29 protein-coding genes and 1 pseudogene are annotated in these 23316 nt (G+C 59.8%); 21 read left to right on the plus strand and 9 right to left on the minus strand.

Annotated elements, in window-relative coordinates:
- Positions 1–13 precede the first annotated feature (13 nt).
- A complete protein-coding gene (locus tag ACYZTZ_RS09265) occupies positions 14–931 on the minus strand; it encodes a LysR family transcriptional regulator (RefSeq protein WP_461997940.1) in 918 nt (305 codons plus the stop codon).
- 131 nt (positions 932–1062) lie between these two features.
- Here ACYZTZ_RS09265 and ACYZTZ_RS09270 point away from each other — a divergent pair, with 131 nt between their 5' ends.
- From ACYZTZ_RS09270 to ACYZTZ_RS09290, 5 genes are all read left to right on the plus strand, one after another.
- Positions 1063–2355, plus strand: a complete 1293-nt coding sequence (locus ACYZTZ_RS09270; protein WP_461997941.1) for a CitMHS family transporter — start codon at positions 1063–1065, stop codon at positions 2353–2355.
- Positions 2356–3720, plus strand: coding sequence for an acyclic terpene utilization AtuA family protein (locus ACYZTZ_RS09275; protein ID WP_461997942.1), 1365 nt, complete (start codon positions 2356–2358; stop codon positions 3718–3720).
- Positions 3717–4034, plus strand: a complete 318-nt coding sequence (locus tag ACYZTZ_RS09280; RefSeq protein WP_056744834.1) for an AtuA-related protein — start codon at positions 3717–3719, stop codon at positions 4032–4034. Before ACYZTZ_RS09275 ends, ACYZTZ_RS09280 begins: the two co-directional genes overlap by 4 nt.
- A gap of 98 nt (positions 4035–4132) precedes the next feature.
- A complete protein-coding gene (locus tag ACYZTZ_RS09285; RefSeq protein WP_461997943.1) occupies positions 4133–5032 on the plus strand; it encodes a polysaccharide deacetylase family protein in 900 nt (299 codons plus the stop codon).
- A 119-nt stretch (positions 5033–5151) separates the two neighbouring features.
- Positions 5152–5394: a DUF1652 domain-containing protein gene (locus ACYZTZ_RS09290; protein WP_056744830.1), complete on the plus strand. Its 243-nt coding sequence runs from the start codon at positions 5152–5154 to the stop codon at positions 5392–5394.
- 171 nt (positions 5395–5565) lie between these two features.
- On the opposite strand, the gene ACYZTZ_RS09295 is transcribed toward ACYZTZ_RS09290, so the two are convergent.
- Entirely contained in the window at positions 5566–6450 is an 885-nt protein-coding gene (locus ACYZTZ_RS09295; protein WP_461997944.1) for a LysR family transcriptional regulator, read from the minus strand.
- 127 nt (positions 6451–6577) lie between these two features.
- Between ACYZTZ_RS09295 and ACYZTZ_RS09300 the strand changes: the two genes are divergently transcribed.
- The 9 genes from ACYZTZ_RS09300 (at position 6578) to ACYZTZ_RS09340 (ending at position 14885) form a co-directional block, all read left to right on the plus strand.
- On the plus strand, positions 6578–7726 hold the full coding sequence (locus tag ACYZTZ_RS09300) for a muconate cycloisomerase family protein (protein WP_461997945.1): 1149 nt from the start codon (positions 6578–6580) through the stop codon (positions 7724–7726).
- A gap of 10 nt (positions 7727–7736) precedes the next feature.
- The gene (gene catC, locus ACYZTZ_RS09305) at positions 7737–8027 is read left to right on the plus strand and encodes a muconolactone Delta-isomerase (protein ID WP_046047438.1); all 291 of its coding nucleotides are present in this window, start codon (positions 7737–7739) and stop codon (positions 8025–8027) included.
- Between the two features lie 55 nt (positions 8028–8082).
- Positions 8083–9012, plus strand: a complete 930-nt coding sequence (gene catA, locus ACYZTZ_RS09310; RefSeq protein ID WP_056744826.1) for a catechol 1,2-dioxygenase — start codon at positions 8083–8085, stop codon at positions 9010–9012.
- A 190-nt stretch (positions 9013–9202) separates the two neighbouring features.
- Positions 9203–10162 carry an AraC family transcriptional regulator gene (locus ACYZTZ_RS09315; RefSeq protein ID WP_056740468.1) on the plus strand — a complete coding sequence of 320 codons (960 nt, stop codon included), beginning with the start codon at positions 9203–9205 and terminating at the stop codon, positions 10160–10162.
- Positions 10163–10473: 311 nt separating this feature from the next.
- Positions 10474–11838 carry a benzoate 1,2-dioxygenase large subunit gene (benA, locus tag ACYZTZ_RS09320; RefSeq protein WP_461997946.1) on the plus strand — a complete coding sequence of 455 codons (1365 nt, stop codon included), beginning with the start codon at positions 10474–10476 and terminating at the stop codon, positions 11836–11838.
- Positions 11835–12323: a benzoate 1,2-dioxygenase small subunit gene (gene benB, locus ACYZTZ_RS09325; protein WP_046053501.1), complete on the plus strand. Its 489-nt coding sequence runs from the start codon at positions 11835–11837 to the stop codon at positions 12321–12323. The genes benA and benB overlap by 4 nt, the downstream gene beginning before the upstream one ends.
- A gap of 10 nt (positions 12324–12333) precedes the next feature.
- The gene (gene benC, locus ACYZTZ_RS09330; RefSeq protein WP_461997947.1) at positions 12334–13347 is read left to right on the plus strand and encodes a benzoate 1,2-dioxygenase electron transfer component BenC; all 1014 of its coding nucleotides are present in this window, start codon (positions 12334–12336) and stop codon (positions 13345–13347) included.
- 24 nt (positions 13348–13371) lie between these two features.
- Entirely contained in the window at positions 13372–14145 is a 774-nt protein-coding gene (locus tag ACYZTZ_RS09335) for a 1,6-dihydroxycyclohexa-2,4-diene-1-carboxylate dehydrogenase (RefSeq protein WP_461997948.1), read from the plus strand.
- Between the two features lie 41 nt (positions 14146–14186).
- Complete coding sequence (locus ACYZTZ_RS09340; RefSeq protein WP_461997949.1) at positions 14187–14885, plus strand: alpha/beta hydrolase; 699 nt, start codon at positions 14187–14189, stop codon at positions 14883–14885.
- Between the two features lie 6 nt (positions 14886–14891).
- Here ACYZTZ_RS09340 and ACYZTZ_RS09345 read toward each other — a convergent pair whose 3' ends face one another.
- Positions 14892–15254 (minus strand): NUDIX hydrolase, encoded by a 363-nt coding sequence (locus ACYZTZ_RS09345; protein WP_461997950.1) that lies wholly within the window; start codon positions 15252–15254, stop codon positions 14892–14894.
- A gap of 211 nt (positions 15255–15465) precedes the next feature.
- Between ACYZTZ_RS09345 and ACYZTZ_RS09350 the strand changes: the two genes are divergently transcribed.
- Positions 15466–15669: a DUF2188 domain-containing protein gene (locus ACYZTZ_RS09350; protein WP_111452175.1), complete on the plus strand. Its 204-nt coding sequence runs from the start codon at positions 15466–15468 to the stop codon at positions 15667–15669.
- Positions 15670–15726: 57 nt separating this feature from the next.
- Here the strand turns inward: ACYZTZ_RS09350 and osmE are convergent, their stop codons facing one another.
- Both osmE and ACYZTZ_RS09360 read right to left on the minus strand, forming a co-directional pair.
- Positions 15727–16080, minus strand: coding sequence for an osmotically-inducible lipoprotein OsmE (osmE, locus tag ACYZTZ_RS09355; protein ID WP_461997951.1), 354 nt, complete (start codon positions 16078–16080; stop codon positions 15727–15729).
- 13 nt (positions 16081–16093) lie between these two features.
- Positions 16094–16333 carry a hypothetical protein gene (locus ACYZTZ_RS09360; protein WP_134417118.1) on the minus strand — a complete coding sequence of 80 codons (240 nt, stop codon included), beginning with the start codon at positions 16331–16333 and terminating at the stop codon, positions 16094–16096.
- Between the two features lie 170 nt (positions 16334–16503).
- Between ACYZTZ_RS09360 and ACYZTZ_RS09365 the strand changes: the two genes are divergently transcribed.
- From ACYZTZ_RS09365 to ACYZTZ_RS09375, 3 genes and pseudogenes are all read left to right on the plus strand, one after another.
- Positions 16504–16722, plus strand: a complete 219-nt coding sequence (locus tag ACYZTZ_RS09365) for a hypothetical protein (RefSeq protein ID WP_056740484.1) — start codon at positions 16504–16506, stop codon at positions 16720–16722.
- A gap of 70 nt (positions 16723–16792) precedes the next feature.
- Entirely contained in the window at positions 16793–17128 is a 336-nt protein-coding gene (locus ACYZTZ_RS09370) for a hypothetical protein (RefSeq protein WP_056740486.1), read from the plus strand.
- A 19-nt stretch (positions 17129–17147) separates the two neighbouring features.
- Positions 17148–17333 (plus strand): annotated as a pseudogene (locus tag ACYZTZ_RS09375) (NAD(P)/FAD-dependent oxidoreductase); the annotation flags it as partial.
- On the opposite strand, the gene ACYZTZ_RS09380 reads toward ACYZTZ_RS09375, so the two are convergent.
- Positions 17290–17538 (minus strand): hypothetical protein, encoded by a 249-nt coding sequence (locus ACYZTZ_RS09380; protein WP_461997952.1) that lies wholly within the window; start codon positions 17536–17538, stop codon positions 17290–17292. The pseudogene ACYZTZ_RS09375 and the gene ACYZTZ_RS09380 overlap by 44 nt on opposite strands.
- On the opposite strand from ACYZTZ_RS09380, the gene ACYZTZ_RS09385 reads away from it, so the two are divergent.
- The 3 genes from ACYZTZ_RS09385 to ACYZTZ_RS09395 are packed head-to-tail and all read left to right on the plus strand — an operon-like array spanning position 17494 to position 20734.
- Positions 17494–18783, plus strand: a complete 1290-nt coding sequence (locus tag ACYZTZ_RS09385) for an NAD(P)/FAD-dependent oxidoreductase (RefSeq protein ID WP_461997953.1) — start codon at positions 17494–17496, stop codon at positions 18781–18783. The two genes, ACYZTZ_RS09380 and ACYZTZ_RS09385, sit on opposite strands and share 45 nt — an antisense overlap.
- Before the next feature lie 25 nt (positions 18784–18808).
- Positions 18809–19363, plus strand: coding sequence for a helix-turn-helix domain-containing protein (locus ACYZTZ_RS09390; RefSeq protein ID WP_008154577.1), 555 nt, complete (start codon positions 18809–18811; stop codon positions 19361–19363).
- A gap of 24 nt (positions 19364–19387) precedes the next feature.
- On the plus strand, positions 19388–20734 hold the full coding sequence (locus ACYZTZ_RS09395) for a glutamine synthetase family protein (RefSeq protein ID WP_461997954.1): 1347 nt from the start codon (positions 19388–19390) through the stop codon (positions 20732–20734).
- Between the two features lie 258 nt (positions 20735–20992).
- Here the strand turns inward: ACYZTZ_RS09395 and ACYZTZ_RS09400 are convergent, their stop codons facing one another.
- From ACYZTZ_RS09400 to ACYZTZ_RS09410, 3 genes are all read right to left on the minus strand, one after another.
- On the minus strand, positions 20993–22357 hold the full coding sequence (locus ACYZTZ_RS09400; RefSeq protein ID WP_461997955.1) for a purine-cytosine permease family protein: 1365 nt from the start codon (positions 22355–22357) through the stop codon (positions 20993–20995).
- Between the two features lie 5 nt (positions 22358–22362).
- Positions 22363–23040: a cysteine hydrolase family protein gene (locus tag ACYZTZ_RS09405; protein ID WP_461997956.1), complete on the minus strand. Its 678-nt coding sequence runs from the start codon at positions 23038–23040 to the stop codon at positions 22363–22365.
- Between the two features lie 91 nt (positions 23041–23131).
- On the minus strand, positions 23132–23284 hold the full coding sequence (locus tag ACYZTZ_RS09410; protein ID WP_177338838.1) for a hypothetical protein: 153 nt from the start codon (positions 23282–23284) through the stop codon (positions 23132–23134).
- Positions 23285–23316 lie beyond the last annotated feature (32 nt).

A 23316-nucleotide genomic window follows, 5' to 3' on the forward strand; every position in this document is an offset into this window, starting at 1 on the left:
GTGCAGCGTTGCGTCATTGCCGGGTCGCTTCTTGCCCGAATTTCTGCACGCCGGTCGAGGTGCTTTGCAGCATCTCGATGAACCGTAGCGCGGCGGGCGCCATGGCTTGCCCTGTGCGGGTGATCAGGCCGATGGCGCGCGTGATGCCCGGATGATCCACCGGCACTTTGACCAGATCATCGCGCCCGTCGTCCGCCGACTCGGGCAGCAGGCTCATGCCCAGCCCCTGACGCACCAGCGCCAGCACTGTCGACATGTAATTGGCTTCCAGTCCCGGCGACAACGGCAGTTGTGCGTCGGCGAACAGTTGCTCGACCAATTCGCGCACGCTGCTGTCGCGCCCGGTCAGAATAATCGGTTGAGCCGTCAGCTCGCCCAAGGTGACTGAGCGTCGCTTGGCCAGTGGGTGATCGACGGGGATGAACAGACATAGCCGATCTTCCATGACCACCTGAAATTCCAGCCCATGGCTCATTCGTGCCCGGACGCCGAGGCCAAAATCCACCTCGCCATCGCGAACCAGCGTGTCGATGCGTTGGGCGACGACGTCCCGCAGACGAACTTCCACGCCCGGAAACTGCTCGCGAAACTGCTTCAGAAGCGGCGGCAAGGTTGAGGCGCACAGCGAGGGCAGGGCGGCGATGGTCACGACGCCGCGACGCAACGACGCCAAGTCCCGCGAGGCGGTGACGATGTTTTCAAGGTCCAGCAACAACTTCTCCATCGGCAGCAATGCGCTTTGCCCGGCGCTGGTGAGGCTGACGTGGCGTGGGCTGCGTTCGAGCAGGGCGACGCCGAGCCAATCCTCCAGTTGTTGAATTTGCACGGTCAACGCCGAAGGCGAGAGGTTCAGCGCCACCGCCGCCCTGGAAAAACTACCGGTTTGTGCAACGGCCAGAAAAGCGCGGATGTGTTGGATCGAGTTCTTCATTTTGTTTTTCCGAATGATGACCGACGAACATTTCAATTTACAAAGATTACCTGCAATTCCAATACTCGGTGAAAACAACAACAGCGCGTCTCATCGCCCAGGCGATCAGAGAGGCCGAACAGGATCTGCCCATGCTTGCCACACTCGGTGTCATTACCATTCTCTGTTTGCTTGCTGCTGTCATGAGCAAACGCCTTTCACCCCTGGTTGCATTGATCGCCTTGCCCATCATCGCCGCACTGATCGGCGGATTCGGTCTGCAGACCAGTGCCTTCATCATTACCGGTATCAAGAACGTCGCCCCGGTGGTCGGGATGTTTGTGTTCGCGATTCTGTTCTTCGGCGTGATGACGGACGCCGGCATGCTGGACCCGATCATCGACCGGATCCTGCACCGGGTGGGGACCCGTCCGACGCGCATTGTCATGGGCACCGCGCTGTTGGCGTTGCTGGTGCATCTGGACGGTTCAGGGGCCGTCACCTTCCTGGTGACCATCCCGGCCATGTTGCCGTTGTACACGCGGCTGGGCATGGATAAGCGCATTCTGGCCTGCGTCACGGCCATGGCCGCCGGGGTCAATTTCCTGCCATGGACCGGCCCGGTCCTGCGGTCCTCGGCGGCATTGCATGTGCCGGTAGCCGACCTGTTTCAACCACTGATCCCCGTGCAGATCGTGGGTCTGGGGTTCGTCTTTACCTGCGCCTGGTTCCTCGGTCGTCGCGAAGAGCGGCGCTTGGGCCTTGGTGCCGGGGCGTCGGTGGACGTGATGCCGAAACGGGTGCTGAGCGACGTCGAGGTCGCACTGCGCAAACCGCATCTGTTTTGGGTCAATCTGGTGCTGACCGTGGTGGTGATGGGCGTGATGATTGCCGGGATCGTGGACCCGGTGGTGATGTTCATGCTCGGTACGGTGCTCGCTTTGTGCCTCAATTACCCCAACGTCGATGCCCAACGCGCACGCATCGACGCCCATGCGAAAACGGCGCTGACCATGGCCAGCATTCTTCTGGCGGCCGGTGTGTTCACCGGGATCATGCAGGGCAGCGGGATGCTCAAGGCCATGGCTGAGGTCGCGGTGGCGCAGATTCCCGCCGGGCACGGCAAGTTGATTCCAATGGTGGTGGGCTTCATTTCCATGCCCTTGAGCCTGCTGTTCGATCCTGATTCCTTCTATTTCGGCATCATGCCGGTGGTGGCTGAAGTCGGCCGGGCCTTGGGCGTCGACCCTGTGCAAGTGGCCCAAGCGTCATTGCTGGGGGTGCACACCACCGGGTTCCCGGTCAGCCCGCTGACCCCCGCGACTTTTCTGTTGGTGGGGTTGTGCAAGATCGAACTGGCGGATCACCAGCGCTTCACCATCCCTTTTCTGTTCGCGGCATCGGTGCTCATGACCCTGACAGCGCTGCTTCTTGGAGTCTTCTGAATGAAAACCTTACGCATCGGTTCCGGTGCCGGTTACTCCGGCGACCGCATCGAACCGGCCATCGAATTGGCCGAGCACGGCGAGCTGGATTATCTGGTGTTCGAATGCCTGGCCGAGCGCACCATTGCCCTGGCACAGCAAGCGCGGCTGGTTGACCCCGATGCGGGTTTCGACCCGTTGCTGGGGGAGCGCATGCGTCGCGTGCTGCCCTTTGTCGGTCGTGGCGCCGATGGCCAGCGCCGACGTTTGCGGGTGATCACCAACATGGGCGCGGCCAATCCGCTGGCCGCGGCACGGGAAGTCCGACGGATCGCCGCACAATTGGGTTTGTCGGGGCTGAAAGTGGCGGCGCTGACCGGTGATGATGTGCTGGCGACACTGTTGCGCGATCTGTCGCAGACCCTGGATAACGGCAGCACGTTGGCGTCCCTGGGTGATCGTGTCATTTCGGCTAATGCTTATCTGGGTGTGGAGGGCATCATCGACGCGTTGCACGCCGATGCCGACGTGATCATCACCGGTCGTGTGGCGGACCCTTCGCTGTTCCTCGCACCACAGATGTTCGAATTCGGCTGGGCGGCGGATGATTGGTCGCTGTTGGGACGCGGCACACTAGTGGGGCATTTGCTCGAGTGTGCAGGCCAGATCAGCGGTGGCTATTTTGCCGACCCGGGGTTCAAGGATGTGCCGGATCTGGCGCGCCTGGGGTTTCCACTGGCCGAGGTGGATGCCACGGGACGCGCAGTGATCAGCAAGGTCGCCGGCTCTGGCGGACGCATCGATACGGCGACCTGCACCGAACAGATGATCTATGAAGTACATGACCCGGCTGCTTACCTGACACCGGATGTCAGTGCCGATTTTACGGGTGTGTCCTTCACGGCCCAAGGTCCGGACCGGGTATCGGCCCAAGGCGCTGACGGCCGGGCGCGACCGCCGTCACTGAAAGTCTCGGTGGGTTATCTCGACGGCTGGATCGGCGAGGGCCAGATGTCCTATGGCGGGCCGGGTGCGTTGGCGCGAGGGCGATTGGCACGAGAGGTGGTACTGGAGCGCTTGAAACTGACGGGCGTGGTGTTTGAGGAGATCCGCACCGAGTTGATCGGCGTCGATGCCTTGCACGGTACTGAATTGGGTTCACGGACGGACAGTGAACCCTGGGAAGTGCGCCTGCGAGTGGCGGCACGTTGCGCCGATCGCGCCGAAGCGCTGCGGATTGGCAATGAAGTGGAAACCCTCTACACCAATGGCCCTTACGGTGGCGGCGGGGCCAGCAAGTCGGTTCGGCAGGTGGTGGCGGTGGCTTCGCTGTTGCTGCCGCGCGATGCCGTCACTCTGCAAGTTCATTTGGAGGACATCGCATGAGTCGCATCAAACTGCGTGAGTTGGCCCATTCGCGAACGGGCGACAAGGGCGACACCTCCAACATTTCGGTGATCACCTTTCGTGCCGAAGACTATCCGCGACTGTGTCAGTGGCTGACGGTGGAGCGGGTGACCGAGCATTTCGCCGAATTGCTCGGCCCACACAGTCCACCGGTACGGCGCTACGAGTTGCCGAACGTCCATGCGCTCAATTTCGTCTTGCCGGGCATTCTGCGCGGCGGCGTGACCCGCTCCCTGGCGCTCGACGCCCACGGCAAGGCGTTGGGTGCGGCGCTGCTCGACCTGGAGCTATGAGCACCCGATGAGGCGACGCTGGAACCAAACACTGTGTACCCTTATCCAACCTCGGCCCGCAGCGACCTGCGGGCCGACGAAGGATAAATGGGCAAAACATGAAACAGCTGTTCAAGGTTCTCTCTGCACTCATCATCGCCACCGGTCTGGTTGGGTGCATCGCTTCTCCCATTGAAATGACGCCGCAGACCGAACAGCGTCTGAGCGCGCAACCGCCGGTCCGTTTTCTGCTGACCTTCGACGACGGTCCCAGCGCCTCGAGTTTCTGGAATCCAACGATGACGGTGCTCGACAGTCTGGCGACGAACCCGGTGCAACCGAACCTCAAAGCCGTGTTCTTCGTGCAGACGGGTGCGCCACGTGCTGGCGACAGCGATATCGGTCGCGAGGTCATGCGCCGCGAACACGCAGAAGGGCAGATATTGGGTTTCCACACGGCGACCCACGGGCACACCAATCATCGGTCTCTGAGTCCGGAGGAGCTGGAGCAGTCGCTGACTAAGGGCAGCGCCGACATCGCCGCGATCACCGGCGCGCCGCCGACCCTGGTACGTCCGCCATTCTGGAACTATGACAAACGGGTCTTCGCCGCCTATCAGCAGCACGGCATGCACGTATTGCTCACCGACCTGAGCGCCAATGACGGCAAAATCTGGGGCTTCAACGCCAGTCCCCGGCGGCGGGCCCACTTCTTGCGCACAATGTCCGAAGTGCGCGAGCGCATCGCCCTTGGCGAGTTGCCGGTGGTGGACGGGGTGATTCCGGTGGTGGTGACCTTCCACGATCTCAATCGCTACACCGCCCGGCATGCTCGCGAGTACCTGCAAATCCTCCTTGACAGTGCACAGGCTACCGGCGTGAAAACCGCAGAAAAGCCGTTTTACGACGACACGGCAGCGCTGCAACGGGCGGCCATGGCGCGTACCGTTCGCGACGGTTCAGAGGCGGTTAAATTGCCGGGGATCTGGAATTGGATCTGGGATGGGGATTCTCACTGAAAGGTTGCCAAAGTGAGAAACAGCTAACACTTTTTCTGACCATTGGCGGGCGCAGGATTGGAAAAGCGCATCTATGCTGAGCAAGTTGGATCCGATTACCTGCCACGGAGGCGCCAGTCATGGTTTCAGTTCCTGAGCTTTGCCGCATTGTTGAGTCCGGTTTTCAACCGCTTTCCTGTGCCTGCACAGTGAATCCGGACGAAACGTTGCGGATCAAAGTCTACGAACCCGCCACCGGGCGCATTGATCTGTTGATTACCGGTGTATCACCCGAACGGCTGACCAGCGTTCGCGATATCTCCAATCTGATTGGCGAGTTGCGCATTGAAATGCGTGCCGGGCGCCGGGCGTTTGCCGGTTGAAGTGGACTATGTAGCAGCTGGCGAAGCCTGCGTTCGGCTGCGAAGCAGTCGTAAAACCGGCATCTGCAGTTCACCTGAAACACCGCAGTGCCTGATTTCACGACTGCTTCGCAGCCGAACGCAGCCGAACGCAGGCTTCGCCAGCTGCTACGGATCGCGTTACAGCTGCAATTACTCCCGCGGTTGCAGTTCATCAATCATCTGCAAGCAATGATTCAACCCCGGCGATACGTCGCCCACGCGCCTGCTGAGAATGATCGGCGAGGTCGCGTTGTCTTCCAGCAGCGGCGTGAAACCAATGTCGTCGCGGTGCAGCAATTGCACCGAGGCCGGCACCAGGGTGACGCCGATTCCCGCTCCCACCAGACCGATGGCTGTTTGCAGCTCGTTGGTCCATTGCGCCACATGAATGCTCACGCCATAGGATTCGAATAACGCGATCACATGGTCGGCGTAGCTCGGGCGCGGGTTGCCGGGGTACAGCACAAAGGGCTCTTTCGCCAGTTCGCGAAGGCTGATCGGCCCGGCCAGTAATGGATGGCCGGCGGGCAGGGCCGCGACCAGCCGATCTTCGGTCAACACAGTCTGGATGATCGCCGGGTCGTCGATGCGGATTCGGCCGAAACCAATGTCGATGCGCCCGGCCTTGAGCGCCTGTACTTGCTGCAACGTGGTCATTTCCGAAAGCCCCAGTTCAAGCTCCAGGGGTTCGCCGCTGCGCAAACGGCGAATCAGTTCCGGCAGCACGCCGTAGAGCGTCGACGGGGCGAAACCGATGCCCAGCCAGGTCTTTTCGCCCAGACCGATGCGTCGCGTGTTGTCGCACACCTTGCCCAGTTGCTCGAGCAGGGCGGTGGAGTGCTCATGGAAAAACCGCCCGGCATCGGTCAGCTTCAGCGGCCGCCCGCGTTCCAGCAACAACACCCCGAGTTCATCCTCCAATTGCTGCATCTGCCGGCTCAGCGGTGGTTGGGCAATGTGCAGAAGCTCGGCGGCACGGGTGAAATTGAGGGTTTGAGCCAACACCTGAAAATACCGCAGGTGACGCAGTTCCATGGAGCCTCCAGACACAAGTCGGTTGCATACCTTAAAGGTATCAAGTCAGACCAATTCTATATTGGCTTCCCGAAAAAAGCCGTACCAGAATCGGTTCCAGAACTTTAAGAACCTGACGGGTATCGACATGCTTTTAACAGCCATTGAATCGATCGAGACGATCATCGTCGATCTGCCGACCATCCGCCCGCACAAGCTGGCGATGCACACCATGCAGAACCAGACCCTGGTGATCATTCGCGTGCGCTGCGCCGACGGCATTGAAGGCATTGGCGAATCCACCACCATCGGTGGCCTGGCCTACGGCAACGAAAGCCCTGACAGCATCAAGACCAACATCGACAAACACTTCGCGCCGCTGCTGCTGGGCCAGGACAGCGCCAACGTGAACGCTGCGATGTTGCGCCTGGAGCGCAGCATCCGTGGCAACACCTTCGCTAAATCAGGTATCGAAACCGCCTTGCTCGACGTTCAGGGCAAACGCCTTGGACTGCCGGTCAGCGAGTTGCTGGGCGGCCGCGTTCGCGATGCCCTGCCAGTGGCGTGGACCCTGGCCAGTGGCGACACCAGCCAGGACATCGCCGAAGCGGAAAAAATGCTCGACCTGCGCCGCCATCGGATCTTCAAACTGAAAATCGGGGCGGGTGAGGTCAACCGCGACCTGGCCCACGTCATTGCGATCAAAAAAGCCCTGGGCGATCGCGCCAGTGTGCGGGTCGATGTCAATCAGGCCTGGGATGAAGCGGTCGCGTTGCGCGCCTGCCGGATCCTGGGAACCAACGGCATCGACCTGATCGAACAGCCGATTTCGCGCAATAACCGCGCCGGCATGGCGCGCCTGAACGCCATGAGCCCGGCGCCGATCATGGCCGATGAATCCATCGAATGCGTGGAGGATGCGTTCAACCTGGCCCGTGAAGGCGCTGCCTCGGTGTTTGCCTTGAAGATCGCCAAGAACGGCGGCCCGCGCGCCGTGCTGCGAACCGCTGCGATTGCCGAAGCGGCCGGCATCGGCCTGTATGGCGGCACCATGCTCGAAGGTGGCATCGGCACCCTGGCCTCGGCCCATGCCTTTATCACGCTGAACAAGCTGGCGTGGGACACCGAGCTGTTCGGCCCGCTGCTGCTGACTGAAGACATTCTCAGCGAGCCGCTGGTCTATCGCGATTTTGAGTTGCACGTACCGAAAACACCGGGGCTGGGCCTGAGCCTCGATGAAGAACGTCTGGCGTTCTTCCGCCGTGACAAAACGTCTACTGCCATTCATCAAGCCTGAGGAGAGCATTATGCTGTTCCACGTAAAAATGACCGTGAACCTGCCGGTCGACATGAATCCCGAAGCAGCCGCGAAGCTGAAGGCTGACGAAAAAGCCCTGGCCCAGCGCCTGCAAGAGCAAGGCAAGTGGCGTCACCTGTGGCGCATCGCCGGGCACTATGCCAATTACAGCGTTTTCGACGTCGACAGCGTGCAGGAACTGCACGACCTGCTCATGCAATTGCCGCTGTTTCCGTACATGGCGATCGAGGTCGACGCGATGTGCCGGCATCCTTCTTCCATTCGCGAGGATGACCGCTGAACCCAGCCTGTTCAGTTCGCTACGCTAATAATTACAAGATGAGGAACCCACCAAAATGAACGTCAAGATTTCCCACACTGCCGAAGTCCAGAAATTTCTCGAAGAGGCCAGCGGCCTGCTCAACGACGCCGGCGACCCGCGGACCAAGGCATTGGTGTACCGCATCCTGCGTGATTCGGTGAACATCATCGAAGACCTGGCCGTGACCCCGGAAGAGTTCTGGAAAGCCGTCAACTACCTCAACGTGCTGGGTGCGCGTCAAGAGGCCGGGTTGGTGGTGGCCGGGCTCGGTCTGGAGCATTACCTTGACCTGCTGATGGACGCCGAAGACGAGCAGGCCGGCAAGGCCGGCGGCACGCCGCGGACCATCGAGGGCCCGCTGTACGTGGCGGGTGCGCCGCTGTCGGACGGCGAAGCGCGACTGGATGACGGCGTCGATCCGGGTGTGGTGCTGTTCATGCAGGGCCAGGTCAAGAACACCGCCGGCGAACCGTTGGCCGGCGCGGTGGTGGATGTCTGGCACGCCAACACCGGCGGCACTTACTCCTACTTCGATACCACCCAGTCGGAGTTCAACTTGCGTCGTCGGATCGTCACCGATGCCGAAGGTCGTTATCGCTTTCGCAGCATCGTGCCGTCGGGCTATGGCTGTCCGCCGGACGGCCCGACCCAGCAACTGCTCGATCAACTGGGCCGTCATGGGCAACGGCCGGCGCACATTCACTTCTTCATCTCCGCGCCGGATCATCGTCACCTGACTACCCAGATCAACCTTGATGGCGATCAGTACCTGCACGACGATTTCGCCTATGCCACCCGTGACGAGCTGATCGCTAAGATCACCTTCAGCGACGATCAACAGCGTGCGGCGGCCCATGGTGTGAGCGGTCGCTTTGCCGAAATCGACTTCGATTTCACCTTGCAGACCTCCGCGCAACCCGACGAGCAGCAACGCCACGAGCGGGTCCGCGCACTGGAGGACTGACAGCGCGACAGGATCCACTGTGTGGGAGCGAGCCTGCTCGCGAAGGGGCCATCAGTTTCAACATCAATGTTGACTGACACTCCGCTTTCGCGAGCAGGCTCGCTCCCACATGTCGGTCAGCTGACACTCTGTTGCGAGCAGTGCCTTAGAATGGCCCGGCGCAACCTATAACAACAATGAGAGTGACCCGATGATGCAAGCGCAACTGTTGAGTCAGCGCAGCACTGTATTCGACCATGCCGACCCTTACGCGGTGTCGGGGTACGTCAATCAGCATGTCGGGAACCATTGCATTCTGATGCCCCGGGCCGGGCGACCGCTGGCCAGCCTCAATCACCGCAAGTTTGCCAGCCTCGACCTGTGCCGCATCAGCTATGGCGGCAGCGTACGGGTCACCTCCGGTGCGCTGGAAAGCATCTATCACCTGCAAGTGTTGCTGCGCGGCAACTGCCTGTGGCGCGGCCACGGCCAGGAACACTACTTCGCCCCCGGCGAGTTGCTGCTGATCAATCCCGATGATCCGGTGGACCTGACGTATTCCGACGATTGCGAAAAATTTATCCTCAAAGTCCCCACCCCGTTGCTCGAATCCGTGTGCGATGAGCAGCGCTGGCGCTATCCGGGGCAGGGTGTGCGGTTTCTGGAAAACCGTTATCAGCTCGATGAGCTGGAAGGCTTTGTCGGGCTGCTGGCGATGATTTGCCAGGAAGCCGAGGCCACCGAGCAGATTCCCAAGGTGCAGGAGCACTACGCACAGATCATCGTCAGCAAGATGCTCAGCCTGATGAAGACCAATGTCAGCCGGATCAGTCTCGGCTCACAGACGGCTACGTTCGAGGTGATTGCCGACTACATCGCAGGCCATCTCAAACAGGACATCGACAGCGAAGAACTGGCACGCCAGGCGCGGATGAGTCTGCGCTCGTTGTACGGATTGTTTGAACGCAACGCCGGCACCACGCCGAAAAACTACATCCGGCAAAAACGCCTTGAGCGCATCAACGCCTGCCTGAGCGACCCGACCTGCAACGTGCGCAACGTCACGGAAGTGGCGATGGATTACGGCTTCCTGCACTTGGGCCGGTTCTCCGACAGCTACCGCAAACAGTTCGGCGAATTGCCGTCCGACACCCTCAAGCGCCGCCATTGATCTCGGACCTACATTCACTATTGATGTCGCGTGACCTGACGCCATCGCGAGCAAGCTCGCTCCCACAGGGGGCAGAGGCTGGACGTACATCTCGACCCAACCGAAATTACTGTGGGAGCGAGCTTGCTCGCGATGGGGCCGGTACATTCGCCATTGATGTCGCCTGACACGACGCCCTCGGGAGCAAGCTTTGCTCCTACAAAAAATCCCATTGCACAAAACGGATACAGGTCTGCACCCAGCGGATAGTCCGCCCCATCCCCCCGTCCTAGCATGGCCCTGCCTGAATAAAAACAATGGAGGCGGCGGCCATGTCCCTGCGACCCGAATACCTTCACTCCCTGCTCGAAGATGACAAAGAACAGGGCATCTATCGCTGCAAGCGCGAGATGTTCACAGACCCGCGGCTGTTCGATCTCGAGATGCAGCACATCTTCGAGGGCAACTGGCTGTACCTGGCCCACGAAAGCCAGATTCCCAACAAAAACGATTTCTACACCACTACCATGGGGCGCCAGTCGATCTTCATCGCGCGCAACAAGGACGGTGAGCTCAATGCGTTCCTCAACGCCTGCAGCCATCGTGGCGCGACGCTGTGCCGGCACAAGTCTGGCAACAAGAGCTCGTACACCTGCCCATTCCACGGCTGGACCTTCAACAACTCCGGCAAACTGCTCAAGGTCAAGGATCCGGCCGAAGCGGGTTACCCGGCGAGCTTCAACTGCGAAGGCTCCCACGACCTGACCAAAGTCGCGCGTTTCGAGTCTTATCGCGGCTTCCTGTTTGGCAGCCTCAAGGCCGATGTCTTGCCGCTGGTCGAACACCTGGGCGAGTCGGCGAAGATCATCGACATGATCGTCGACCAGTCCGCCGATGGCCTGGAAGTGCTGCGCGGTTCCTCCAGCTACATCTACGAAGGCAACTGGAAGCTCACCGCCGAAAACGGCGCCGACGGCTATCACGTCAGCTCCGTGCACTGGAACTACGCCGCCACCCAGAACCAGCGCAAGCAGCGCGAGGCCGGCGATTGCAATCCGACCATGAGTGCCGGCAGTTGGGCCAAGCAGGGCGGCGGTTTCTATTCCTTCGACAAGGGCCACATGCTGCTCTGGACCCGTTGGTCCAACCCCGAAGACCGTCCGCTGTACGAGCGTCGCGATGAACTGGCCCAGGACTTCGGCAAGGCCCGCGCCGACTGGATGATCGAGAACTCGCGCAACCTGTGCCTGTACCCGAACGTGTACCTGATGGACCAGTTCAGTTCGCAGATTCGCATCGCCCGGCCGATTTCGGTCAACCGCACGGAAATCACCATTTACTGCATCGCCCCCAAAGGCGAAAGCGACCACGCCCGTTCGAGCCGGATTCGTCAGTACGAAGACTTCTTCAACGTCAGCGGCATGGCCACCCCGGATGATCTGGAAGAGTTTCGTTCCTGCCAGACCAGTTATCAGGGCAGCGTGACCGCCTGGAACGACATGTCCCGTGGCGCCGAACACTGGATCGAAGGCGCCGATGAGGCGGCCAAGGAAATCGACCTGCATCCGCTGCTCAGCGGCGTGCGCACCGAAGACGAAGGCCTGTTCGTGCTGCAACACAAGTATTGGCAGCAGACCATGCTCAAGGCCTTGGCCGCCGAGCAGTCCGAACTGATTCCTGTGGAGGCCGTGCAATGACCATCACCTATGACGCCGTACGCGATTTTCTCTACCGCGAAGCGCGCTACCTCGATGACCGGCAATGGGACGAATGGCTGGAGCTGTACGCCCCGGACGCGACGTTCTGGATGCCGTCCTGGGACGACAACGACGAGCTGACCGAAGACCCGCAGCGGGAAATCTCGCTGATCTGGTACGGCAACCGCACTGGCCTGGAAGACCGCGTTTTCCGCATCAAGACCGAGCGTTCCAGCGCCACCATGCCGGACACCCGCACCTCGCACAACATCAGCAACATCGAGCTGCTCGAACAGGCCGACGGCTTCTGCAAGGTGCGCTTCAACTGGCACACCCTGAGCTTTCGCTACAAGACCGTCGACAGCTATTTCGGCAGCAGTTTCTACACCCTCGATGTGCGCGGTGAAAACCCGCTGATCAAGGCCAAGAAAGTGATCCTGAAGAACGACTACGTTCGCCAGGTCATCGATGTCTACCACCTGTGAGGCAGCGGTCATGACTCATTCCATTGCATTCAATTTCGAAGACGGCGTCACCCGATTCATCGACGCCAATGTCGGCGAAACCGTGGCCGATGCCGCGTATCGCCAGGGCATCAATATTCCACTGGATTGCCGCGACGGCGCCTGTGGTACCTGCAAGTGCTTCGCCGAGGCCGGCCGTTATGATTTGGGCGAGGAGTACATCGAAGATGCGCTCAGCGCGGAAGAGGCCGAGCAAGGTTTCGTCCTGACCTGCCAGATGCGCGCCCAGAGCGATTGCGTGGTGCGCGTGCCGACCTCATCCGAAGTGTGCCGCACCCGTCAGGCCAACTATGACGCCACCATCAGCGCCGTGCGCCAGTTGTCCGACAGCACCATCGCGCTGTCGATCAAGGGCGAAGCCCTGAGCAAACTGGCGTTCCTGCCGGGGCAATACGTGAACCTCGGGATTCCCGGCAGCGAGCAGACCCGCGCCTATTCGTTCAGCTCGTTGCAGCGCGACGGCGAAGTCAGTTTCCTGATCCGCAACGTGCCCGGCGGCTTGATGAGCAGCTTCCTCACCGGCATGGCCAAGGCCGGCGACAGCATGAGCCTGGCCGGGCCGTTGGGCAGTTTCTACCTGCGCGACATTCGCCGTCCGTTGTTGCTGCTGGCCGGCGGTACGGGGCTGGCACCGTTCACGGCGATGCTGGAAAAAATCGCCGAGCAGGGCAGTGAGCATCCGCTGCATTTGATCTACGGCGTGACCAACGATTTCGATCTGGTGGAAATGGATCGACTGGAAGCGTTTGCCGCGCGAATCCCGAACTTCAGCTTCAGTGCCTGCGTCGCCAACCCGGACAGTCAGCACCCGCTCAAGGGCTACGTGACCCAACACATCGAGCCGCAGCATTTGAACGAAGGCGACGTCGATGTCTACCTGTGCGGCCCGCCGCCGATGGTCGAGGCGGTCAGCCAGTTCATCCGCGAAAAAGGCATTGCGCCGACAAACTTTTACTACGAGAAATTTGCCGCCAGCGCGGCTTGAGCCGCGCTGTTGTGGGAGAGAGACATGAACAGATTCCACGAAAAAGTCGCGCTGATCACCGGCGCCGCCCAAGGCATCGGTCGGCGCGTTGCCGAGCGCATGGCGGCGGAAGGGGCGCGGTTGATTCTGGTCGATCGCTCCGAGCTGGTGTTCGAGGTTCAGCAGCAATTGGGGCAGCGCAGCCAGGTGCTGGCGCTGACCGCCGATCTTGAGCAATACAGCGAATGCAGCCGCGTGATGCAAACCGCCGTCGAGCGTTTCGGGCGTCTGGATGTGCTGGTCAACAATGTGGGCGGGACGATCTGGACCAAGCCTTTTGAGCATTACGAAGCGTCGCAGATCGAGGCCGAAGTGCGCCGTTCGCTGTTCCCGACGCTGTGGTGCTGTCATGCCGCGCTGCCGTTCATGCTTGAGCAGGGGAGTGGCGCCATCGTCAACGTTTCGTCCATCGCCACGCGCAGTGTCAATCGCGTGCCGTACGGTGCGGCGAAGGGTGGGGTCAACGCGCTGACCGCTTGCCTGGCCTTCGAAACCGCCGGTCGCGGGATTCGGGTCAATGCCACCGCGCCCGGTGGCACCGAAGCGCCGCCGCGGGTGATTCCGCGCAACAGCGCCGATCAAAGCGAGCAAGAGAAGGTCTGGTATCAGCAGATTGTCGACCAGACGCTCGACAGCAGTTTGATGAAGCGCTATGGCACGCTGGATGAACAGGCAAGCGCTATTCTGTTTCTGGCCAGCGACGAAGCGTCCTATATCACCGGCATGATCATGCCGGTCGGTGGCGGCGACCAGGGCTGACGCGACTTGCCAACAACCCATCCTCAATCGGAGTCATCGTGATGAGCGACAAACCCACAATCGTGCTGGTCCATGGTTTTTGGGGCGGTGCTGCCCACTGGAACAAGGTCATCGCCGAGTTGATTGACAAGGGCATTACGAACATCCGCGCGGTGGAGATGCCGCTGACTTCATTGGCCGACGATGCAGAGCGCACGCGCAAGATGGTCGCCCAAGTGTCGGGGCCCGTGTTGCTGGTGGGGCATTCCTATGGCGGCGCGGTGATTACCGAGGCCGGCGATCAAACGAACGTGGTGGGGCTGGTGTACATCGCTGCCTTCGCGCCGGACGCCGGTGAAAGTCCAGGCGGCATCACGCAACGGCATCCGCCCGTTGCGGCGGCCAACCTGGCTCCCGACAGCGACGGCTATCTGTGGGTCAAACCTGAGCTCTATCACGAAAGCTTCTGCCAGGACCTGCCCAAGACCGAAGGGTTGGTGATGGGCATCACCCAGAAAGCGCCGCTGGCCAGCACCTTCGGCGACACCATCAACACGGTGGCGTGGAAGAAGAAGCCGTCGTGGTATCAGGTTTCCACGGATGACAGGATGATTGCACCGCAAAATCAGCAATGGATGGCAGAGCGGCTGAACGCCAGGGAGATCCTGACCCTGAACGCCAGCCATGCGTCCCTGGCGTCGATGCCGGTCGAGATTGCAGCGTTCATCGATAAGGCCGCGACGGCGTTGGCCGCAGGATAGAGAGCCTTACAGGCGACGCTGAAACGCTTTGATGATTCTGAGCGTGGCGTCGCTTGTGTTCAGGTTCTGGACCGCGTCCAGCGGATACCAGATGCAATCGAAAATTTCGTTTTGCGGGCGGGCCTCATTCGCGTTCGCCACTGAGGCCTCGTACACATGGTGTCGAGTGCTGCCCGTTTGCAACTCCATCAGATACAGCAACCCGTCGACCCCAAGCCCTGTCTCTTCCTGAAGTTCTCGCGTGGCGGCGTCGGCAATGGCTTCACCACGCTCAACCTTTCCGCCGGGCAGCATCCAGCGACTCCTTGGCTTACGCACCAGGAGAATGTGCCGGTCCTGCTCGCAAATGACGGTCGCGCGTACTTTCATGTGTTACTTGATTGCCGTTTGTCATAAATCAGTCATAAAAAAGCAATATTCGAGCCGGGGCGTCTGTCTCAATGGTTGGAGTGATGGACGCGGTTGAAAGTGCAACCGGATGTCGGAATTCCGGCGCGACGTCTGGTTGGCACTTCATGGAAGGTCGGGTGTAAGGTATTCAAGTGAATCCAGGATCATCACTGCCGAAATGGAGGTGACTATGAGCGTTCCGATGCTGACCAAAATGCACATGAACGGTTATGACGTACTCAGCGTGAACAACGGCCCATGGCGGGTGTGCACCAAAGGTGACCGGCTTGGAGCCTTTGGCAGTAGAGAGGAAGCACTGGCCTTTGCGGCCGCTCTTCCCGGCTACAAGGCCAGGGCAAGTCGGCCTGCACGCAGCCAGAAATCAGATAAATAGCGTACTTGCAGCCCCGGTTCGCCGGGGCTTTTCTTTGGTGTGCGCTGAGTTCTTGGGCTAATAACCGCCACCACCAGTGCTGCGGGAAGGCTCTCGGGCTTTTTGCTGCGCGTTACTCCATTCTGCGCAGGTCATGAAACTTTTATGGTCGACCTTGCCCCTGCCATCGAAACTGACGTTGTACGTTTGCTGATGGCCGGCCTGCGTCAGCTTGTAGTCAAAGCAAGTGCCAGGCTCAACGGTGCGATCAGTGATGGATAAAGGCTGGCCGCCAATCTGCTGGACTTGATCCTTGCTCATGCCGGTCTCGACCTTTGCGACCAGCGGTTGATCGCGATAGACACGCGATTCGGTGCTGCAGCCACCCGACGCGGCCAGTACGACGACCAGCACGCATAGAGGCTTGTGCATGGCAGTGCTCCTGCTAATGAGCTTTCGTTCGAGTGATCACCTTGGCTTTCACTTCCTCGGCATAACCCTTCAGTCGTTCTTCATCTCCCTGAAATAACTCGCACAGTTTTAGGGTTGCTTGCGCATCCACATCATTGCCGGCCAAGCGTAACTGCTCTGCGATGCGCAAAAGCTCTACCGCTGACCATCTCAAATCCGACGCAACGCTTTGCAGGTTACGCCGAAGTTCGTTTTCAGATTCGTTAAGCCACATGATGACCTCCTGCCAATCCCCGCTACGAAATTTTAGTCCCATTTCACAGGTCAGGGCGTTTTGTTCGTCTGGGTCGTGGGTGCAGCCTTTTGTCGGGAAAATGAACGCGAATCCGTAGATCTGATGTCGTAGTGAGGTAGTGACATTTCGCTAGGGCGAGGCAACTTCAAATGACGGCTACTGATGACTTTAGATTTCATGCCCATGAGCTGATGGTTGATCTGGACGCGGCCACCACGGAAATGATGAAACTGATTTCTGCACATCAGCTGAGCGGCCCGGAATGGGAGCGGGTCACTCAATGGCAGCATGAAGCGTATGAAAGATGGATGACTTATCTGAACGAGAGGTCGTATCCGGATCCCGGTGAGCACAACGCCCCTTGCTGAGTTCAGTCCAGCGGATGGATGTCTGGACAGCGACGCGCTACATTTCCCTTTTTCGGGATAAGGAAGCGTCATGCGCAAGTTGATTGGGGGAGTAGGGTTGGCGTTGCTGGCGGGCTGTTCGTTGCCCGCGTCCCTGGTGCCAGGTGAGCCCAATCTCAGCAAGTACAGCGACAAGGCGCCAAAAGACTATGCCGCGTGCGTTCTGCCGGCGTGGCAGCGGGAGATACCCAATACCACTCAATCGGCGATTTCCAATGGCTACAGGGTCACGGCGCCGAGCATCATCACGGCCGACGAGATCGTGGATATCGTGAAATCGAAGGATGGCAGTCACGTATCGCTTTATCAGGGGCCGCCCTGGGCGAAATCAGGCGCGTTGCGTCAGGCCGTGCGTGATTGTCTGTAAGGTTTAGTCGGTGATATCGGTCACCTGTCTGGATCTGGGCGCCTGGGGCGCGGTCTACACCGAGGGTTGGGACCGCCAGGTGAAGTTGGTCAAAGAGGAAGCCAAAGCGCTGAAAACCCAGATCAACACAATGTGGATCTACCCGCCCGCGGCTGATCGTGTCACTGCGCTGGCTTCAGCGGATCCGATGATTCCTGTCGCCTGAAACGTCGGCAGCGTTGCTTCGATAACGCTGCCTGTTTAGAAAAAAATCCCGCCCGGGTTCTCTTGGGCGGGATTTTTTTTGCGCCTTGAACGGTTGCGGACGTGAAATTTAACGTGTATTTTTTCATGAAAATATAAGTATAAAAATTCACGAGGCCTGCATGTTTCAGCAATCTACCCAGCACGTCGCCAGCTATTACGCCCACACCTGCGCAGATCGCTTGTTGGATCGAGCTGTTCTTGAGGGCGAGCAGGACACCGAGGTGTTGATCATTGGGGCCGGCTTCAGTGGGTTGCATACAGCGTTGCGTCTGGCCCTGGCCGGAAAACGCGTGACGTTGCTCGAAGCCAGTCGGGTGGCCTGGGCCGCCTCCGGTCGCAATGGCGGTCAGGCCATTCTCGGTTGGTCGTGTGACATGCCGCCGTTGGAGTCGGCGCTCGGTTATGAGCGAGCGCGCCGGTTATGGGACAGCATGCGCTGGGCTGCCCGGGAGTTGCGAGATTTGCCCGCGCGCCATGCTTTTGATTGTGACTATCGGCCCGGCCACCTCTGGACGTCGGTGATGCCGCGTCGGGTGAGTATGCTGACAGAATGGCAACACGAGGCCAGCCACAAGTGGGGGCACGATGGTTTGCAGTTCATTTCGCGCGAGGCGTTGCCTGATTGGGTTGCCAGTGAGCGCTATCAGGCGGGCCTGTTCGATCCTGAAGGCGGGCATTTGAATCCGCTGAAACTGGCGCTCGGCCTGGCCGCTGCGATTGAACAGGCCGGTGGACGCATTCATGAACAGAGCAAGGCGTTGAGTTATCGCGAAGACGGCGATCGTTACGTGGTCACCACTGAACGCGGTCGCATTCGCGCCGACGTGCTGGTGCTGGCGTGCAATGCCTACCTTGATCGGCTTGATCCGAAGCTGTCGAGTTGCGTGTTACCGGTTGGCACTTATCAGGTGGCTACCGCGCCACTTTCAGAGCAACAGGCGACCGCGTTGCTACCCAGCAATGTGTGCGTCACCGACAACCAGTTTGTCCTCGATTATTTCCGCCGTACGCCGGACAACCGCCTGCTGTTCGGTGGTGGTTGCACTTACCTGGGCGGCATGCCGACGGACATCGCCGCTGCGACACGGCCCTATCTGGAGCGCGTGTTCCCCCAGCTCAAGGGCGTCGAACTGGACTTTGCCTGGGGAGGACACATCGATCTGACCCTCAAGCGCACGCCTGATATCGGCCGACGTGGCGATCTCTACTGGCTGCAGGGTTACTCCGGACATGGCGTGCTGCCGACATTGGCCGGGGCGCGTGCCGTGTCCGACGCAATACTTGGCCAGACGGATGAGCTGGCGTTGTACCAGGGTTTGATCAACGGCAGTTTTCCCGGTGGAAAGTATTTGGCCGCACCGCTGGAAGCCATCGGCAAGGCCTGGTATCGGCTGCGCGACAGTATTTGAAGCATCAATTTCGGGAAGCCTTTAGATGGACATGCAAGAAGAAATCTCGGCACTGGCGATCCTGATCCAGGACCTGCGTAAACACAAAAAATACACGCTGAAGGAGCTGGCGGACAAAATCGGGCGTTCGGTCGGGTTTCTCTCGCAAGTCGAGCGGGGGTTGTCACGTCCCACGGTGGCGGACTTGACCGCCATCAGCGAAACCCTCGGCGTGCCGACTACCTATTTCTACAGCTTGCCCAAGCCCATGGCATTGCCTTGGGTGACCCGTCCGGATGAGCGACGCACGCTGTATTACGCCGACGGGATTACCGACATCCTCGTCTCTCCGAAGATGAGGGCGTCCTTTTCAATGCTTGAAAGCCAACTGGAGCCCGGCGCCAGCAGTGGTGATCGGCACATGAACGACAGCTCGGAGCAGGGTGGCTATGTCCTCGAGGGGGAACTGACGCTGTGGCTGGATGACGATAAGCCGGTGACATTGCGCACCGGCGACAGTTTTCAGCTGGCCAGTCATACACATTGTCGCTACGGCAACCTCTCGGATCAGCTCGCCCGGGTGCTTTGGGTTTACACCTGATAAAAACAACAAGGAACACTAACGATGGATGCTGTCTGCTCTGATCTGGTTGCTGAGGTTCGCGCGTTTCGCCAGCGCTTCCCGCAGGTGCGTTACGTTGACCTGATTTCCCTGGACATCCCCGGGCATTTTTACGGTAAGCGCTACCCGATAGAAATGCTCGAGAAGGTCGCCGCAGGCAGCGCGCTCAAGCTGCCGCAAAACTGTGTGTTGCTGGGCACGCAGGGCGGTCTGTTCAAAATTGGCGACTACTGTTTCAACGACGGCGACCCGGATGCTCCGCGCCGCCTGGTGCCCGGTACGCTCAAGCCCGTGAGCTGGGAAAAACAACTGCTGGGGCAGATGCTGATTACCTCAAGCGGTACTGAAAAGCCCATCGTCTTCGAGCCGCGCGAAGTGTTGGCGCAGGTGCTCGAGCGCCTTGGCCGAAAAGGGATTTTCCCCGTTGTCGCGTTCGAACTGGAGTTCTATCTGTTCGATCGCCAGCTTCGTGACGGCTTGCCACAGTTCCCTCGCGATCAGCTGACCGACGATGCCGATGATCAGCCGAATATGCACATCGAACGGCTGTCGAGATTTTCACCGGTACTCGATGACATGGTCGAGACGGCGCGGGCGCAAGGCATCGATGCCACGGTGATCACTGCGGAATTGGGCCCGGGCCAGTTCGAGATCAATTTCGGTCACCTTGACGACGGTTTGCGTGCGGCCGACTGGGCGGCCCTGTTCTGCCGCAGCACACGGGGCGTGGCCCTCAAGCACAACCACCGCGCCAGCTTCATGGCAAAACCCTACTTGCAGCATCCCGGTAGCGGCATGCATGTGCATGTGAGCCTTTACGACGAGGCGGGAACCAACCTGTTGGCGGCTAACGATCAGCAGGCGTTGCGCCACGCAGTGGCCGGTTGTCTTGAAGTGTTGCCGCATTGCATGCCGATCTTTGCACCGAATCACAACGCAATGCGGCGCTTGAGCGGCACGGTGAATGTCGCGACGCGCGCCAGTTGGGGCTTTGAAGATCGTGACGCGTGCCTGCGGGTGCCTGAGTCGGACGCTAAGAATCTGCGCATCGAACATCGCCTGGCGGGCGCGGATGCCAATCCTTATCTCGTGTTGGCGGCGATTCTGGTCGGGCTGGAGCAAGGGCTGGAAGTGGGGCGTGAACCGATTGCACCCCTCAACGAAGATCGTGGCAGCGGAATCGACTTCCCGCTGGAGATGCTGGAGGCCGTGCGTTCGATGCAAAACAACGTGCATCTGCGCGAGGGTTTGGGGGCGGAGTTCGTGGATGTCTACTGCGAAAACAAGCGCCAGGACCATTTGGCATTCCTGCAGGACATCAGTGCGCGGGAGTATCGCTGGTACCTCTAAATCGGCCCCTGTCGGTGTTCGGCCATAAAAAAGGTGTGGATATTTAAGGAGTTAGAAGATTTAGTAACTGGATAGTGAATCAAAATATCTTGTTACAGGCAGAAATATTAAGTAATATTCGTCCCGCGTTCACCACCACGGTTTATGCATTTTGAGTCCCAGGCGTCCATCAGCTGCCTGGGATTTTTTTTGCCTGAAATTCGGCTTTATTGATTCGAGCGACACAACGCCGACCGTGCCGGCGTTGTGCTCAGCGATTTACTGCGACGCTTGACCCACCATCGGCGCACGCTTGGCGAGTTTCATCAGCCAGTAGTAGCTCAGGGCGGGCACCAGCAACCCGACGATCCAGGCCAGGTCTACGCCATCCAGGGCGTTGGCCACCGGGCCGACATACAACGTGGTGTTCATGAAGGGGATTTCCAGGGCGATTGCCAGCACGAAACTGCCGCAGGCGATCCAGTTGACGCGCCCGTAGATCCCGTCCTTGTCGAAGATGTCATCGATCCGGTACTGGCCTTTGCGCAGGCAGTAGTAATCCACCAGATTGATTGCCGTCCAAGGGATCAGGAAATAGCTCATGAAGAAAATGAAGTTGAGGAAGAAGGTGATGAAGTCGTCCTGACTGATGGTGCACAAGGCCGTGGCCACCAGGCTGATCACCAGCATGAACAGGCCGCGTACCCGAGGCGTCACTTTGAGCCGGGCAAAGGGTTCGATCACGGTAATGGTCGACATGAAGGCGCCGTACAGGTTGAAGACATTGATCGATACCTGGCCATAGACGATGAAGGCGAACAGCAGCAACGCGCCGCTCCCAAACAGCCCGGCGACATGGCTGCCGACGTTGCTTGAAAAGTCGGTGATGCCGACGCTGAGGATCGCCCCGAGAATCATCATCCAGGCACCGCCGCTGACCGTGCCGGCGTAGCTGTACCAGAACACTTTTGCGGTTGGCGTGCTGCTCGGTAGGTAACGCGAGTAGTCGGCTACATACGGCGCGTAGGACAGTTGCCAGGTCACGGCAATGCTCACCGCCACCAGAAACTTCGACAATGAGAAACCCGTTGCCAGCCATTGTTCGGCCGGGATCGGCAGCTGCAAGGCGAGCACCGTAGCGGCGATGAACACCAGCAGCGAAAGCAGTGACAACACTTTCTGCAGACGATGGATCAGGCGATAACCATAGAGCGCGACGACAAAGCACAACGCCCCGATCAGGTAGATATTGCCGGTGGCCGGCAATGGGCTGACGGACTCCAATGCCTGGGCGGCGAGCAAGGTGTTGCTGACGAAGAACCCCAGGTAGATCAACATCACGAACAGCAGCGGCAACACCGCTCCCAGCACGCCGAATTGCGCCCGGCTCTGGATCATTTGCGGGATGCCGAGTTTTGGCCCCTGGGCAGAATGGGAGGCCATGAAAATCGCCCCCAGCAGCGAGCCGATGATGATCGCCAATGCGCTCCAGAACAGATTGAGCCCCATCACCACCGGCAACACACCGGACGCGATGGTCGTGATGTTCATGTTGGCGCCGAACCAGATGAAAAACAGCGAACCCGGTTGGCCATGGCGTTCGGTCTCAGGGATGAAATCGATGCTTCTTTTTTCGACTTGCATGGCGATTACTCCTGAGTCCGGGCGAGGTGGGTTTGCAAACGGGCGATGGTGCTTTCCAGCTCATGGGGCTGGTGGGCGAACAGGTCCGGGCGCTCGGGGATCAGGCTTAGATACTCGCGGTTCTCCAGCGCTCGCAGGCATTCGGCGCAGGTCAGGATTTCCAGGGCGTAGACCCAGTTGGCCATGATCAGCAACGCCGAGTAATGTCCGGCCAGTGTGGTCGTGGTGCAGGCATCGCTGACCAGCCGAATGTGATAACCCAGGGCGAAGGCGTCGAACACCGTGCTGAGCACGCAGACATCGGTCAACACGCCGCAGACGATCAGGGTATCGACCCCGAGCGCTTTGAGTCGGGCATCCAGGTCGGTGCGATGGAAGGCGCTGTAACGGCCCTTGTCGATAATGAGTTCATCAGGCTGCGGCGCCAGACGTTCGATGATTTCCACTTGCCGGGTGCCGGCGCGATAACTGCTGGGGCCGCCGTCGGCCGCTCGCGGTTCGCCGCGCGGCAAGTCACTGCCGTCGGCCTGATTGATGTGGCGGGTATAGATGACAGGCACCCGCTGACGGCGGGCGGTCTCGAGCAGGGTGGCGGTGTTGGCCACCACCGTGTCGAAGTGTTCCAGGACGAAACCGTCCTCCTGCTGCATGTCGATGATCAACAGCGCGTTTTTATTGTTCATTGAGCAAACCTGATCATGGGCCGAAGCACAATGCACCAAGCACGCCCCGTGATGACGGGACGTGGGTGCGTGAATTCCAGTTCGGGTGGGCTCAGTGAACGGGTTGCCAGAAACCGTTCTGCTTGGCGGTAACGCTGGCGCGCAGGCGCTTGAAATGGAGATGCGAAGCGGTCCATTCGCCGCGCAGGTAAGCCTGCTCGGCGCCGGAGGGAAGGGCGAGTGATGGGCGGCGATCATTGATCATTGGAATCGACCCTACACGTCAGTCAGCCCCCC

The organism is Pseudomonas sp. LB3P58, from assembly GCF_054897895.1.

Bases quoted from the DNA above. Each gene is read 5' to 3' on its own strand.
- ACYZTZ_RS09360 (WP_134417118.1), bottom strand. From the start codon at position 16,333: ATGTGGCTTAACGAATCTGAAAACGAACTTCGGCGTAACCTGCAAAGC.
- ACYZTZ_RS09335 (WP_461997948.1), top strand. From the start codon at position 13,372: ATGAACAGATTCCACGAAAAAGTCGCGCTGATCACCGGCGCCGCCCAA.
- ACYZTZ_RS09290 (WP_056744830.1), top strand. From the start codon at position 5,152: ATGGTTTCAGTTCCTGAGCTTTGCCGCATTGTTGAGTCCGGTTTTCAA.
- benA (WP_461997946.1), top strand. From the start codon at position 10,474: ATGTCCCTGCGACCCGAATACCTTCACTCCCTGCTCGAAGATGACAAA.
- ACYZTZ_RS09410 (WP_177338838.1), bottom strand. From the start codon at position 23,284: ATGATCAATGATCGCCGCCCATCACTCGCCCTTCCCTCCGGCGCCGAG.
- benB (WP_046053501.1), top strand. From the start codon at position 11,835: ATGACCATCACCTATGACGCCGTACGCGATTTTCTCTACCGCGAAGCG.
- ACYZTZ_RS09270 (WP_461997941.1), top strand. From the start codon at position 1,063: ATGCTTGCCACACTCGGTGTCATTACCATTCTCTGTTTGCTTGCTGCT.
- benC (WP_461997947.1), top strand. From the start codon at position 12,334: ATGACTCATTCCATTGCATTCAATTTCGAAGACGGCGTCACCCGATTC.
- ACYZTZ_RS09350 (WP_111452175.1), top strand. From the start codon at position 15,466: ATGAGCGTTCCGATGCTGACCAAAATGCACATGAACGGTTATGACGTA.
- ACYZTZ_RS09285 (WP_461997943.1), top strand. From the start codon at position 4,133: ATGAAACAGCTGTTCAAGGTTCTCTCTGCACTCATCATCGCCACCGGT.
- ACYZTZ_RS09340 (WP_461997949.1), top strand. From the start codon at position 14,187: ATGAGCGACAAACCCACAATCGTGCTGGTCCATGGTTTTTGGGGCGGT.
- ACYZTZ_RS09315 (WP_056740468.1), top strand. From the start codon at position 9,203: ATGATGCAAGCGCAACTGTTGAGTCAGCGCAGCACTGTATTCGACCAT.
- ACYZTZ_RS09365 (WP_056740484.1), top strand. From the start codon at position 16,504: ATGACGGCTACTGATGACTTTAGATTTCATGCCCATGAGCTGATGGTT.
- ACYZTZ_RS09385 (WP_461997953.1), top strand. From the start codon at position 17,494: ATGTTTCAGCAATCTACCCAGCACGTCGCCAGCTATTACGCCCACACC.
- ACYZTZ_RS09395 (WP_461997954.1), top strand. From the start codon at position 19,388: ATGGATGCTGTCTGCTCTGATCTGGTTGCTGAGGTTCGCGCGTTTCGC.
- ACYZTZ_RS09280 (WP_056744834.1), top strand. From the start codon at position 3,717: ATGAGTCGCATCAAACTGCGTGAGTTGGCCCATTCGCGAACGGGCGAC.
- ACYZTZ_RS09265 (WP_461997940.1), bottom strand. From the start codon at position 931: ATGAAGAACTCGATCCAACACATCCGCGCTTTTCTGGCCGTTGCACAA.
- ACYZTZ_RS09400 (WP_461997955.1), bottom strand. From the start codon at position 22,357: ATGCAAGTCGAAAAAAGAAGCATCGATTTCATCCCTGAGACCGAACGC.
- ACYZTZ_RS09405 (WP_461997956.1), bottom strand. From the start codon at position 23,040: ATGAACAATAAAAACGCGCTGTTGATCATCGACATGCAGCAGGAGGAC.
- catA (WP_056744826.1), top strand. From the start codon at position 8,083: ATGAACGTCAAGATTTCCCACACTGCCGAAGTCCAGAAATTTCTCGAA.
- ACYZTZ_RS09295 (WP_461997944.1), bottom strand. From the start codon at position 6,450: ATGGAACTGCGTCACCTGCGGTATTTTCAGGTGTTGGCTCAAACCCTC.
- ACYZTZ_RS09390 (WP_008154577.1), top strand. From the start codon at position 18,809: ATGGACATGCAAGAAGAAATCTCGGCACTGGCGATCCTGATCCAGGAC.
- ACYZTZ_RS09275 (WP_461997942.1), top strand. From the start codon at position 2,356: ATGAAAACCTTACGCATCGGTTCCGGTGCCGGTTACTCCGGCGACCGC.
- ACYZTZ_RS09370 (WP_056740486.1), top strand. From the start codon at position 16,793: ATGCGCAAGTTGATTGGGGGAGTAGGGTTGGCGTTGCTGGCGGGCTGT.
- osmE (WP_461997951.1), bottom strand. From the start codon at position 16,080: ATGCACAAGCCTCTATGCGTGCTGGTCGTCGTACTGGCCGCGTCGGGT.
- ACYZTZ_RS09300 (WP_461997945.1), top strand. From the start codon at position 6,578: ATGCTTTTAACAGCCATTGAATCGATCGAGACGATCATCGTCGATCTG.
- catC (WP_046047438.1), top strand. From the start codon at position 7,737: ATGCTGTTCCACGTAAAAATGACCGTGAACCTGCCGGTCGACATGAAT.
- ACYZTZ_RS09345 (WP_461997950.1), bottom strand. From the start codon at position 15,254: ATGAAAGTACGCGCGACCGTCATTTGCGAGCAGGACCGGCACATTCTC.